Here is a 12,207-nt window from a genome sequence, read left to right on the forward strand (position 1 = left end):
CTCATTTATATTTTTGTTTCAGGTTATCGATAATTTCGGGATAAACTTTGAGATTTTGAATGTATTTTTTGCTTTTCATAGCTTTAATGTGCTTTTCGATTTTAAGCGCTTGCGATACCGACATGCATTCGATTAGGATATAAACTTCCCACTTCCCCGCTATTGTTGCGGTATAGCTTTTGTCATAGAAGCCTGAGTTATGCTTTTCCAGCCTTTCATCCATGCTTTCTTGTGTAAAGCCCACATAATATTTGTTCGAAAAAAGATTATAGAGGATATAACAGGCTATCATTAAATCAAATTTATAAAAAAACCCTTCACATTGCTGTAAAGGGTTTGTAAAACCAGTGGTCCCACCTGGGCTCGAACCAGGGACCACCTGATTATGAGTCAGGTGCTCTAACCAACTGAGCTATAGGACCGGTTTTGAGGTTGCAATATTACCACTATTTTTCATTGCATCCAAATTATTTTTAGGTAAATCTTACAATAATTCCCGGCTTAATTGGTCTTTATACTATTAGTAACCTTGGAGCCGCCTTTCACTGTCTTGTCTATCAGGGCAAAATGTTTTTTAAGGTAGGGCACAAAATCTTTTTTAACCTTATAGACCAGTTCTTTCTCGGTAGTTATAACCTTAATTTCAATGATGCCGGTAGTCATAAGAGTATCAAAATTCTGCTGCATGGTTTCGGTTGTGCCACCACCTTTTGGCATAAGTGCAAAAGCGCCATGGAAGGCAGCATTGTCACAATCCGAATCCGATATCTGTATACACTCTATCTTTGTGCCGTCCTCCAGTGTAAGGATAGCGCGGCTTTCCAGTTGCCTGAGGCACCCCAGCCTGTTATCGTTATGGACTATGTTGAGGTCAATATAATAGGTACCAACAAGTTTCCCCGCAGTGGTAGCCGACTGGTAGCCCGCCGCAAAGAATATGACCCCGCGGTTGCTCACGCTATCGTCCAGGTTAATTTCGCCGCCGCCCTTCTGGTTGCTCGTTTGTACAATACGGTTACCGGCAGTGTCGGTATTGTTTACAAATATCGTTTGTGCCTGGGTAGCCGTTCCGATAAGCAGTGATAATACCAGTGCCTTAAGGTTTACTTTCATTGTGTTTCGTTTTATATAGTGGCGATAAAAATACAAATTTAAGATTATACCATAACTGAAATATGATATTAGGTGCATTTTGGTAATAGGATGCTTTATAATATCTTTATAGGATAATTTTTTAATATGGGTTATAAAGATGTAAAGCATGCGATTGATACTTTAAGGGAGAAGATTGAAACTCATGGAAAACTTTCTGAAGATCAAAAAAAGAAGATAAATTATAAGTTCAGGCTGGAATGGAATTACAATTCCAATAGCATGGAAGGTAATACACTGACCGTTGAAGAGACGCGTAGTATCATGGTGGGCAATGTAGATATTCATCAAAAGCCCATTAAAGATGTTATCGAGATGAAGGGTCATGATGAAGTAATAAGTGATATTATTAAGATAGGAAAAGGTCAGTTACGGCTATCGGAAAAAAGGATAAAAGACATTCATTCCGGTATAATGTATGAAGACAATGAAGATGACAGGAAAAAGATTGGCCAATGGAAGGCCGTCAATAATTATATTATCAATAGAAAAGGTGAGCGTTATGATTTTCTTTCGCATGAAGAAGTTGTGTTTGCTATTCATGATTTGCTGAATCGTACAAATGCAGATATTGACATGCTTATTTCGCAAAAAAAAAATGCAAAGCATCCAATAGACATTGCATTTCAATTCCATTTGGAATTTTTGAACATTCATCCATTTTATGACGGTAATGGGCGTACAGCACGCATATTGACAAATCTTATATTAATCGCTTTCGGATATCCGCCTTTTTGGATTACTGAAAAGGAGCGCGACAGCTATTATTCTTATCTTGCAGACATTCAGGGGTATGGTGGGTCTGTTGGGTTGTTAGATGAGTATATGGCAAACCTAATATTACGTTCACAGCAGTTGGTTATGGATGCGATAGAGGGTAAAGATATTGAAGGGGATGATGATTTGCAGAAAGAAATCAGTATTTTAAAAAGACAACTTGAAGGAGAAAAATTTACTAAATCGCCCAAAATATTTTATGAAATTTTCCAGCATTCAGAAGCAAATATATGGCCTGAAATTGAAGGCCTTTTAAATAGTTTTAATGACTTCTTTGATGACAATAAAACATTTAGATATGTTAATCACATTAAAGAATTAGTGGAGAAACAAACTCTGGCAGCAATGTTTCAATCTTCAAAACATCCCGACACTCCCAAAATTTTTGGGCACGATATCTATGAAACAGATATCTTTAAAATAAAGTGGGAAAATCGTAGATATGGTTTGAAAAACGCAAAAAATGTTTCTGAATATACTATAGCGTTTAATCTACTGTTCGATGCAAAAAGTTATTCGATCGACATTGAGATTAATGATACACCTATTTTTGAATTATATTATGCTTATAACGAATTTCCTGATAAAGTAACAATTAAAGAATTGAAAAAAGTTTTAGGAAAAAAATTGCTGGAAAATATAAAATCCTCAATAAAAAACTAACTCCCCAGCGGCACCTCACTCACCGGCGAAAAATGTCCCGTACTCCCTGCAATGCGTCGTAGTATGGTAATGCGTTCGCAAAGCCATTCAGCGTTGTAATCAAAAGCAGCAAGGTCTTCAATGCGGTCAAAATCAGCGACCGGTATGTTCCGGGCAATGGTAATGTGCGGATAAATTGTTTTTTTAGGGCGTTTAGGCTTGTCGAGGATAGTTGTCTGGCGATAGCTGCGCTTTGGTTCGGGGGTTGGGTTCAAAAGCTCCATAATGGCGGTAACAGGCTCCGGGTTTTCTATCTTAAGGCATAGCGTGCGCGAAACATTGCCATGCTTAAGCACTTCATGTCCGGCAAGTGTAACAGTAAACGGCTCCATCCCTGCGGCTGCCTTCTTTACCAGCTTAATTATGGGCGCATTATCGGCCGCCTCTTTTTTGAACAGCGATACATGCGCCACCGAATTCCGGTTGTATGCCTCCAGCCCTATCATGCCGTGCAGTTCCTCCTTCATGCGATCCACTTCCTCTTTTATAATATCGGACGGGGAGAGCAGTATGAGGTACTCATAGACAGTCTCTTCAAAAAAACTCAATTGTCCGGTATTCTTCCTTGCCATTTTGGGGTTTTGTGGTGCAAAAATAACGTTTTTCGCGAGAAGTTGATTTCTTTATCACTTGATAAGGTTGTTCAGTATAAACGACACATAAGAGTGAGCACGTTTCGCTCCCTTCTCCTTGCGAGAGGGGCCGGGGGAGAGGACCTATCGGGCAAGAGTGAGCAACCCAAACTCCAAACCCAAACCTGTTTTTATTCCAAAGAATGCTCTGCTACCACATTCCATTTTTCCCCGTCATGCCGGAGCAGGTAAAAACGGTCGGCCATGAAGGAAGCGCTGTACTTTTTATGCTGGTAAACATCAATAGCCCGTGCATATTGTTCGGGTGTAAGGTCACGGTAGGCAATCGTCATGTGCGGATGAAAGCTTCTTTCGGTATAGGGGATAGAAATATACGGGTAGGCAAATTCAAACCCTTTCAGTATCGTTTTTTGCAGGCCTTCGAGCTTTGGGGTCATTACCGGCTTTACGTAGATCACGGGATTGTTCTTGTTGTCAAAGCTCCCGAAATCTTCAAGCTCTATTGTAAAAGGCTCCTTTTCGGGGCGCAGGTTCTCAAACCATTCCAAAAGGACATCATGCTCGCGGGCTTCAAGCTTAAAAGGGGCTTTCAGGGTAATGTGTGGCATGCTTTTAAGCGCCCTACTGCTATTGTAGTTCTGCGCAAAATCGTTCTTGAAGGCGGTCACTTCGTCAGAAACGGCATCATGGGGAATCAGGGCTATGAAGTATAGATTTTCGCGTGGCATATACAAATATAAGTTTTTTATCCGTTCGGTCATCTTCAAACGTTTTAGTGAAGTAAGTGTAAAATTTTTTCAAAAAAAGTTTCTATTTCACTGTCACTTTTTGCAATTATTTGCGTCTATAGGAAAAGTAGTGGTAAAATTGAGGACACTATAAATTGTTAGAATCTTAGTTTTTATGAAAATTACGTACGAAGAATTCAGTCCCTCTGCCGATTTGGCGCCCTATGTAGAATGCTATTGGGTACATTCTTTTACCGGCGAATCAGGAGAAGATTCGCCAGTGCAGCGCTGCCTTCCGTTGGGCATGGTGGAGGTGATCATTCACCCTGATGAGAACATTTCCGATCTACTGACCGAAGAGCAATGGCAACAGCTGCCTCGTTCGTTCTTTCACGGCATCTATAACAATCCCGTGTATTGGAAGATAAAAAGCAATGCACGCCTTTTTGGTATCCGTTTTAAGCCCGAAACATTTTCCACTCTTTTTAATGTGCCGGCGGCGTCGCTGTATTGCCATTTTGTAAGCCTCGAAACATTTTTGGGTAGGGAAGTCAGCGGCCTGCACCGTCCGCTATATGGTATAAAAGATATTGCCGCTATGGTAGCGCATTGCGATGGCTTTCTTTCGAAGCGCCTCGCCGACCTCGAGCTGCAGCACAATTATATTACCGAAGCTGCCGATATTATCCGCCATACAAAAGGAAACATTTCCATAGAAGAGGTGAGCAATTCGATATCCGTGAGCATGCGGCAATTGCAGCGAAGTTTTAAGGAAAACCTTGGCACCACCCCGAAAGGCTACCTGCGCATCATTCGTTTCAGGAATGCATTTTCGGCATTGGAGAGCGAACATGAATGGGCTGATATCACGTATGACCTTGGTTATGCCGACCAGGCGCACTTCATCCGTGAGTTCAGGGAATTTGCCGGGGATACCCCCAACAGTATCATCAGGAATGCCGAAAACATAAGGAAGAAGCCTTTCTCATTCACCGACAGCATCTTTTTATAGGATGTCGCTTTTTTTCAATGGAAAGAAAAACGGGCATAGCATCTTTGCAGTAAAATAAATACAAATGAAAAAGTTTTTAAAGATAGCAGGCTATATCCTGCTGATAATAGTGGTATTACTACTTGGGGCAATTGCTTACATCAAGATCGCATTGCCAAACACGGGCGAACCGGAATATGTAACTATCGAAAGGACACCCGCGCGCATCGAACGCGGAAAATACCTTGCCAATAATGTGGCGGTGTGTATGGACTGTCACAGTACCCGTAACTGGGGCCTTTATGCAGGGCCGATGGATCCGTCCGGATTTGGGGCAGGCGGCGAAGTGTTCAATCAACAAATGGGATTCCCCGGAGTTTTTTATGCACCGAATATCACACCTTATGCGTTAAAGGACTGGACGGATGGGGAGCTGCTTCGTGCCATTACTACAGGTGTGGATAAAGATGGCAAAGCGCTGTTCCCCGTAATGGGTTACCACCGTTTCGGGAAAATGGACAGGGAAGATGTATACAGTATGATTGCTTACATCCGGACTATTTCGTCTGTTGAAAAGGATATACCGGAGTCGCAACCTGATTTCCCGGTGAACCTGCTCATCAACACCATGCCTGCAAAAGCCGATTTTCAAAAGATACCTGCAGCATCCGACACGGTAAACTATGGCGCTTATCTTATAAATGCGACGGGATGTGTGGACTGCCACAGTAAAACCGATAAAGGCACTATTGTTCCGGGGACTGAATTCGGCGGGGGTATGGAATTCCTGCAGCCTGGAGGCATTGTGCGTTCACCTAATATTACATTTGATAAAGAAACAGGGATAGGAAGCTGGACTGCAGAAGCATTTACAGCACGGTTCAAAATGTATGCACATCCCGATTATAAACCGGCACAATTAAAAAAGGACGACCTCAATACCCCTATGCCGTGGAACATGTACGCGGGCATGAAGGAATCTGACCTGAAAGCCATTTATGCCTACCTGAAATCGCTGAAGCCGATTAAAAACAGAGTGGTGCGATACGAAAAATAAAGCAGTACGTATAAAATAGGTTTAGGTTTATTTTTTATCAGTAAATGCAGGTGCGGTTGTGCCTGCATTTTCATTTACTCGCCTACCAGTTTTGTTATATAAACATCGTCACCCATTACTGTTATTGCATATTTGCTTTTCCTCAAAAAGCCATGGACGGTCAATGGCACTTTTCGTTCAGTTTCGGGGCGTGCAATTACATGCCGGGTCTCAAAGGTTTCCTTACCGTCAAAAGTATAGTATATGGCGTTGGTAAACCTGTACCTGATGATAAGCGTGTCGTTGCTGTCAGCATCGGGCACATGGCTAAAGTACAGGAGTTTGATTTTCTTCTTTTTTTTTGGCAGTATTTCAAACGCGCGCCGGATTATTTGCACGCGTTGCGACAACCCATTTAGTAAAGCGGTCATAGTAAGGTGTTTTTTTAGTTGGTTTTTTAGCGTAGGGGTACGCACTTGTTGCACTGCGAAATTAAATGAAGAAAGCCAAAATAGGCCTGAAAAACACGTTTGTCTATACTTTATCTATATTTAGGATATACTAAATACTGGTTATGAGCGGGTAGATGGCACTATGCAGAATGCTAAATTTAACAAAGTTTAGGGTCTTTTGCGTTCGCAGAAGTGTAATTTTAATTGCTTGTCCCAATACGTAGCCGCAGAACATGAAAGAAAAATACACACGATTTAAAAAATTTGTAAAAGCAATAGCCATGCCCCGATGGGCAAGATGGGTTTTTCGCGGTGTGCTGGTGACTTTTTTATTTATGATCGTATCCTATGTTTCGCTGGCGTGGTATATCAATACCCACAAAGAGGAGGTGTTGGCATCAGTCACTGCCGAACTTAATGAAGGCCTTACAGGCACACTCGAAATAGGCGATATGGATCCAACTTTCCTGAGCGGCTTTCCACGTGTTTCATTACGGCTCGAGAAAGTTGTACTGAAAGACAGCCTCTATGCCAGGCACGGCAAAACATTGCTTAAAGCCGAAAGCCTCAACATTGCTGTAAATGCATTGGCATTGATGCGGGGTACTATTGAGATTAAAAAAGTTTCTATTGAAAATGCAGCTATAAACATGTATACCGATTCGCTTGGGTACAGCAACGCATCGGTATTTAAAAAAGGGAAGAAGGCGGGTGGCGAAGGAGGCGGTAGCTTCCCGGAATTGCGAAAGCTGGACCTGGAGGATGTGACATTTGTTATTGACAACCAAAAGTCGGGTAAGTTGTACAACTTTGCTATAGACGATCTCAGCGGCGGCATTGAGTACACTGATGGTGGCTGGGATGCTGATATAAGGCTGAACACAGTGGTACACAGTATGGCTTTCAGTACCCGTAAGGGTAGCTTTATCAAAAACAAAAGGGTGGAAGGAAAGTTTGATATCAGCTACGAAGAAACAGACAGCCTTATCGTTATCAAAAAGAACCCGCTCGAAATAGGAGGGGAAGACTTCTCTGTTGCGGCCCGCTTTAAAACGGGGGGTACTGCTGCAAAGTTTGCTATCAATATAGAAAATAAAAGTATCCTATGGCGTAATGCAGCCAACCTTCTTTCTCCGAACATTACCGGTAAGTTGCTGATGTTCGACCTTAAAAAACCGATTGGAGTAAAGTGCGATATCATTGGCGATTTTAATGAGAAGGGCGATCCGCTTATCCGTGTAAATGCGGAAGTGGAAGATAACACCCTCGATACGCCCGGCGGAACTTTGGGTAATTGTAGTTTTTTTGGTGTATTTTCCAATAATCATGTAAAGGAAAAAGGATTTAACGATGCCAATTCAGCTATAAAGCTATTCGGTTTTAAAGGCGACTATTCGGGCATACCCATCGCCATGAAAAAGGTCTTCATTCTTGATCTTGAAAAGCCGTTAGCAGTAGGTGATTTTTCTTCCAACTTTAAAATGGAAAAACTCAGTGGTATTATTGATACCGACCTGCTGAAATTTTCAAAAGGCACTGCCAATGTAAAATTGAACTTTAGCGCCGATATTGTTGATTTTAAATTATCGAAACCATTGGTTAAGGGCGTTGTATCGATAGAGGGCGCTAATGTAAGCTATGTGCCGAGAAAGCTGGATTTTAAGGATATCTCGGTAGCGCTTAATTTTACTAAAGACGACCTTTTTATCAGCAGGATAATCCTCAAAAGCGGAAAAAGCATCGTGAATATGGATGGGAGCATAAAAAACTTCCTGAATTTGTATTATACCGATCCTGCCAAGATCGTACTTACCTGGAACATCTATAGCCCGCAGCTCCACCTTGGCGAGTTTATGGGGTTTTTGGGCAGCAGGCAGCGCACCCGTGCAGCCGCAGTTAAAGCAAGCAAGGGCAACGTCACCGAAGACCTGAACCTGCTTTTTGAAAAGAGCAATGTAGATATGAAGCTAAGAGTGGACAAGTTGTATTATAACCGTTTTTTTGCAACAGATGCCAAGGCTGATGTGTTGCTTACCGATAATGGTGTAGTAGTGAAAAATGCCGGACTGAAGCATGCGGGTGGCAGCCTTATAATTAATGGAACTATGCTGCAGCAGGGGAAAATCAATAAATACAGCCTGGATGCCGTGATAAATGATGTTGATATCAATAAGTTCTTTTATGCCTTCGATAATTTTGGTATGGAAACGCTGAAATCCAACAATCTGAAAGGGCTTATGACTTCAAAAGCATCAATTACCGGCAGTATTACGGATTCAGGTATGATGGTGCCAAAATCGATGTATGGCAACGTTACCTTCGGGTTGAAAAAAGGAATGCTCCTCGATTTTGACCCGGTTAAAAATGTCGGAAAATTTGCTTTTCCTTTCCGCGACATGAAAAATATTGAGTTTTATAACCTGAACGGCAAGCTGGACGTAAAAGGCGAAAAAGTCACCATACACCCAATGAAGATAAATTCGAGCGTACTGAACATGGATGTAGAGGGTGTGTATTCTTTTGGCAGAGGTACTGAAATATATGTAGATGTGCCACTTAGAAACCCTAAAAAAGATAAAGATATCACTGATAAAAAAGAACTTGCCGAACGCCGGAATCGCGGCATCGTACTTCACCTGAAAGCAGTAGATGATGGAGACGGGAAGGTAAAAGTCAGGTTGGGAGGGAAGAAGGAGTAAAAATAGTCGGATGTCGGAAGTCCGATGTCTGGAACTTTGAAGTTGAAAGTCCGATGTATCATGTTCCGAATCTACGCTCAGGCTTCCAACCTCGACCTCGGACTTCGGACCTCCGACTTAAAACTTCCCTACCCATGTATCGCTTCTGAGTTTCCGTAACTTTGAATGAGTTCGCCTTCATATTCCAGCCATTCTGCCCAACGCTTATCTACATCTACGTCTTCGGCATACTTTCGGGCAAAGCCTAAAAAGGTAGTGTAGTGCGTAGCCTCCGAAACCATAAGGTCATAATAGAATTTTGCCAGCTCCTTATCTTTTATATTTTGTGATAATACCCTGAAACGCTCGCAGCTACGCGCTTCGATCATGGCAGCAAAGAGCAGCCTGTCAATAAATGAGGTATTGCGGCTACAGTTTTTATGGGCAAATTTCATTAACTGGTTTACATAATCATCACGCCTTTCCCTGCCGAGGGTATAGCCGCGCTGTTTTATAATTTCGACCACCTGCCTGAAATGTTCCATCTCTTCCATGGCGATCTCAGCCATTTTTATTACCAGGTCCGCGTGTTCAGAATTATTTGTGATCAGGAATATAGCATTCGAAGCCGCCTTCTGCTCACACCAGGCATGGTCGGTAAGAATTTCTTCCAGATTCGATTCTGCAATATTGGCCCAGCGGGGATCGGTAAGGAGTTTGAGTCCAAGCATAACATAAAATATCAGTGCCAAAAATACGAATTTCGATTTAAGTTGTCAATGCGGTTATTTGGTTATACGATTATTTGTTCCAACGCGGCATGCCTGTCATCTACTGCCAAATAACCGAATCGTCAAATAACCAAACAGACTAGTTCTTCCCTTCCTTCTCATTCAGGTATTTCCAGTACCGTTTCGGTACATGCTGAATGTGCAGTTTCATGTTTTTCCGCGCAGGGATATTGGTACTGTTGAAATAGTCTTTCCATAAAATAGAGGCGAGCTCCTCTTTTTCGTCGGTCAGTTCTGCCGGCAATAAGACTTTTTTAGTGTCGATGTTTGCCACAAATTCATACGTAATCTCAGTAACTGTGTGCAGGTCGTAGTACAGGCCATATTTCCTTCTGATATCATAAATGATCCATTGCTGATCGGCATAGCGGTCTTTAAAAAATTTTGAAACCAATGGCAGTACATTGAAATCGGGCTCAATCGGGCAGTAATAAATACCATCAGCTGTTTTCTGGAAACGGATAAATGCCTTCATCCGGTGCCTTTCCCGGCTTACGCTGCGTTCCATTTTCGATACGGCAATAATATGCGGGTTACCAAAATTATTTTCGGCGCCTGCCGGATTATCAAAAATATAACGCGCAAAATCGAACAGGTGCTGGAATGTCGCAGGGTCTTCCGAAAGATAGGTTTTGTAAAATTTCATACCCCATTCCGGTGCGATTTTTTTCCGTAGTCCATCCCAGACACGCTTTGCTTTTTCTTCGTCATTGATGATTTCGAGGGTTTCCTCAAGCATTGCAGGTTGGTAATATCTATTCCAGACCAACCGCGCTGCCTTTTCCCTGCGGTCATAAAATTCGAATAGTGCGGTAAGCAAACCTTCAAAAGAGCCGTCAAAAATATAAATAGTCATTCCCGCAAGATTTAAGATTCAACATTTAAAACAGGCTTAATTGGGTTTGGGGTACTTTCAGGTATTTGCTGGTGCTTTCGGCCAGGATGAGGTTCTTAAGGTGCGGTGCATCGGGTTCGTTGAGAAGGAATACGCTGTCGGCACAACGGATAAAATGCTTTGCGCGGCCATAGGCAATACCTATTTTTTGGAGTTGTGCGCTCCTCAATTTTCCAAACCTGCGCGCCTGCACGATCTTCTGAGCCGACCGTACACCAATGCCCGGCACACGCAGAATCATGTGGTAATCAGCGGTGTTTATGTCTACCGGAAACTGCTCCAGGTTGCGCAGCGCCCAGCTTAGCTTAGGGTCGATATCAGTATCCAGATGAGGGTTCTTCGGATTGAGCAATTCCTGGACGCCAAAACCGTAAAACCGCATCAGCCAGTCGGTTTGGTACAGCCGGTTTTCCCGAAGCAGCGGAGGCTGGCTGCCTATAACTGGCATGCGCGTATCATAACTGATGGGTATATAACCGGAATAATAAACCCTTTTGAGGCTGTAGTTTTTATAATACTGGTCGGCGCTGTACATAATTTCCATATCGGTTTCGGGAGTAGCGCCAATTACCATCTGGGTGCTTTGGCCGGCAGGCACAAATTTTGGGATACTTTTTATCAGCCCGGTTTTCTTCTCGTCCTTAAACTGGGTAATAGTATCTTTTATAAAACCAAGCGGCTTCTTTACATCCTCGTGCGATTTATCGGGTGCCAATAGCTTGAGACCGGTCTCTGTAGGCATTTCGAGGTTGATGCTCATCCGGTCGGCATACAGGCCCGCTTCGGTTAGCAATTCAGGACTTGCGCCCGGTATGGTCTTCAGGTGGATGTAGCCGTTGAAACGCTCTTCAAGCCTTAGCTTTTTCACAATGCGGACAAGACGTTCCATTGTAAAATCGGCATTTTTAAAAATCCCGGAGCTAAGGAACAGTCCTTCAATATAGTTGCGCCTGTAAAAGCTCATAGTTAGCTCCACAACTTCATCAACAGTAAATGCGGCGCGCTTTACATCGTTACTTTTTCGGGAAACGCAAAAAGCGCAATCAAAAATGCAGTGGTTGGTAAGCAGTATTTTAAGCAGCGAAACGCACCGCCCGTCTTCGGTATAGGTGTGGCAGATACCGTTACTGCTATCGCCAATTCCCTTATTGTCATTTTTGCGATTGCCGCCGCTCGAAGAGCAGGAAACATCATATTTTGCAGCATCGGCTAATATTCCAAGTTTTTCTCTTATCCTGTCATGCATGGTAGAATATTTTCTTCAAAAATAGAAGAAAAAATTATAATAATTAAATATTTTAGTGATTTAATTAGGGTTTTTTACTACGAGACTGTTATTATTGTAACAAAAGCGGTATAAGAATAGGTTTACCATACAAATTTTTATAATATTTGAGCTTTTAAGATTTAAT

General features: G+C 42.4%; 12 protein-coding genes and 1 tRNA gene. 4 read left to right on the plus strand and 9 right to left on the minus strand.

Going from position 1 to position 12,207, the window contains the following annotated elements; all coding sequences use genetic code 11:
• Position 1: 1 nt before the first annotated feature.
• The 3 genes from AAEO56_RS13325 to AAEO56_RS13335 all read right to left on the minus strand — a co-directional run bounded on the left by AAEO56_RS13325 (position 2) and on the right by AAEO56_RS13335 (position 1,113).
• Entirely contained in the window at positions 2-292 is a 291-nt protein-coding gene (locus AAEO56_RS13325; RefSeq protein ID WP_341697565.1) for a GIY-YIG nuclease family protein, read from the minus strand.
• A 56-nt stretch (positions 293-348) separates the two neighbouring features.
• Positions 349-422: transfer RNA gene (locus tag AAEO56_RS13330), tRNA-Ile, on the minus strand.
• 79 nt (positions 423-501) lie between these two features.
• Positions 502-1,113, minus strand: coding sequence for a hypothetical protein (locus tag AAEO56_RS13335; protein ID WP_341697566.1), 612 nt, complete (start codon positions 1,111-1,113; stop codon positions 502-504).
• A gap of 126 nt (positions 1,114-1,239) precedes the next feature.
• On the opposite strand from AAEO56_RS13335, the gene AAEO56_RS13340 reads away from it, so the two are divergent.
• Complete coding sequence (locus AAEO56_RS13340; protein WP_341697567.1) at positions 1,240-2,592, plus strand: Fic family protein; 1,353 nt, start codon at positions 1,240-1,242, stop codon at positions 2,590-2,592.
• Here the strand turns inward: AAEO56_RS13340 and AAEO56_RS13345 are convergent.
• On the minus strand, positions 2,589-3,203 hold the full coding sequence (locus AAEO56_RS13345) for a 2'-5' RNA ligase family protein (RefSeq protein ID WP_341697568.1): 615 nt from the start codon (positions 3,201-3,203) through the stop codon (positions 2,589-2,591). The two genes, AAEO56_RS13340 and AAEO56_RS13345, sit on opposite strands and share 4 nt — an antisense overlap.
• Before the next feature lie 191 nt (positions 3,204-3,394).
• Complete coding sequence (locus AAEO56_RS13350) at positions 3,395-3,952, minus strand: 2'-5' RNA ligase family protein (protein WP_341697569.1); 558 nt, start codon at positions 3,950-3,952, stop codon at positions 3,395-3,397.
• A 175-nt stretch (positions 3,953-4,127) separates the two neighbouring features.
• On the opposite strand from AAEO56_RS13350, the gene AAEO56_RS13355 reads away from it, so the two are divergent.
• Together AAEO56_RS13355 and AAEO56_RS13360 are read left to right on the plus strand one after the other, a co-directional pair.
• Positions 4,128-4,964 carry an AraC family transcriptional regulator gene (locus AAEO56_RS13355; protein WP_341697570.1) on the plus strand — a complete coding sequence of 279 codons (837 nt, stop codon included), beginning with the start codon at positions 4,128-4,130 and terminating at the stop codon, positions 4,962-4,964.
• 64 nt (positions 4,965-5,028) lie between these two features.
• Entirely contained in the window at positions 5,029-6,000 is a 972-nt protein-coding gene (locus tag AAEO56_RS13360) for a c-type cytochrome (protein ID WP_341697571.1), read from the plus strand.
• Between the two features lie 74 nt (positions 6,001-6,074).
• On the opposite strand, the gene AAEO56_RS13365 is transcribed toward AAEO56_RS13360, so the two are convergent.
• Positions 6,075-6,410, minus strand: a complete 336-nt coding sequence (locus AAEO56_RS13365) for a hypothetical protein (protein ID WP_341697572.1) — start codon at positions 6,408-6,410, stop codon at positions 6,075-6,077.
• A gap of 254 nt (positions 6,411-6,664) precedes the next feature.
• On the opposite strand from AAEO56_RS13365, the gene AAEO56_RS13370 reads away from it, so the two are divergent.
• Entirely contained in the window at positions 6,665-9,130 is a 2,466-nt protein-coding gene (locus AAEO56_RS13370) for an AsmA-like C-terminal region-containing protein (protein WP_341697573.1), read from the plus strand.
• 128 nt (positions 9,131-9,258) lie between these two features.
• Here the strand turns inward: AAEO56_RS13370 and miaE are convergent, their stop codons facing one another.
• The 3 genes from miaE to AAEO56_RS13385 form a co-directional block, all read right to left on the minus strand.
• Positions 9,259-9,840, minus strand: a complete 582-nt coding sequence (gene miaE / locus AAEO56_RS13375) for a tRNA-(ms[2]io[6]A)-hydroxylase (RefSeq protein WP_341697622.1) — start codon at positions 9,838-9,840, stop codon at positions 9,259-9,261.
• 139 nt (positions 9,841-9,979) lie between these two features.
• Positions 9,980-10,756, minus strand: a complete 777-nt coding sequence (locus AAEO56_RS13380) for a TIGR03915 family putative DNA repair protein (protein WP_341697574.1) — start codon at positions 10,754-10,756, stop codon at positions 9,980-9,982.
• Positions 10,757-10,781: 25 nt separating this feature from the next.
• Entirely contained in the window at positions 10,782-12,041 is a 1,260-nt protein-coding gene (locus AAEO56_RS13385) for a putative DNA modification/repair radical SAM protein (RefSeq protein ID WP_341697575.1), read from the minus strand.
• Between the last annotated feature and the right edge of the window lie 166 nt (positions 12,042-12,207).

The sequence above is a fragment of the Flavobacterium arundinis genome (assembly GCF_038289855.1).
In the GTDB taxonomy this organism is placed as follows: Bacteria; Bacteroidota; Bacteroidia; order Flavobacteriales; family Flavobacteriaceae; genus Flavobacterium; species Flavobacterium arundinis.

What these genes read in the sequence shown, in the direction of transcription:
- AAEO56_RS13325 (WP_341697565.1), bottom strand. Translation starts at nt 292, where the DNA reads ATGATAGCCTGTTATATCCTCTATAATCTTTTTTCGAACAAATATTAT.
- AAEO56_RS13335 (WP_341697566.1), bottom strand. Translation starts at nt 1,113, where the DNA reads ATGAAAGTAAACCTTAAGGCACTGGTATTATCACTGCTTATCGGAACG.
- AAEO56_RS13340 (WP_341697567.1), top strand. Translation starts at nt 1,240, where the DNA reads ATGGGTTATAAAGATGTAAAGCATGCGATTGATACTTTAAGGGAGAAG.
- AAEO56_RS13345 (WP_341697568.1), bottom strand. Translation starts at nt 3,203, where the DNA reads ATGGCAAGGAAGAATACCGGACAATTGAGTTTTTTTGAAGAGACTGTC.
- AAEO56_RS13350 (WP_341697569.1), bottom strand. Translation starts at nt 3,952, where the DNA reads ATGCCACGCGAAAATCTATACTTCATAGCCCTGATTCCCCATGATGCC.
- AAEO56_RS13355 (WP_341697570.1), top strand. Translation starts at nt 4,128, where the DNA reads ATGAAAATTACGTACGAAGAATTCAGTCCCTCTGCCGATTTGGCGCCC.
- AAEO56_RS13360 (WP_341697571.1), top strand. Translation starts at nt 5,029, where the DNA reads ATGAAAAAGTTTTTAAAGATAGCAGGCTATATCCTGCTGATAATAGTG.
- AAEO56_RS13365 (WP_341697572.1), bottom strand. Translation starts at nt 6,410, where the DNA reads ATGACCGCTTTACTAAATGGGTTGTCGCAACGCGTGCAAATAATCCGG.
- AAEO56_RS13370 (WP_341697573.1), top strand. Translation starts at nt 6,665, where the DNA reads ATGAAAGAAAAATACACACGATTTAAAAAATTTGTAAAAGCAATAGCC.
- miaE (WP_341697622.1), bottom strand. Translation starts at nt 9,840, where the DNA reads ATGCTTGGACTCAAACTCCTTACCGATCCCCGCTGGGCCAATATTGCA.
- AAEO56_RS13380 (WP_341697574.1), bottom strand. Translation starts at nt 10,756, where the DNA reads ATGACTATTTATATTTTTGACGGCTCTTTTGAAGGTTTGCTTACCGCA.
- AAEO56_RS13385 (WP_341697575.1), bottom strand. Translation starts at nt 12,041, where the DNA reads ATGCATGACAGGATAAGAGAAAAACTTGGAATATTAGCCGATGCTGCA.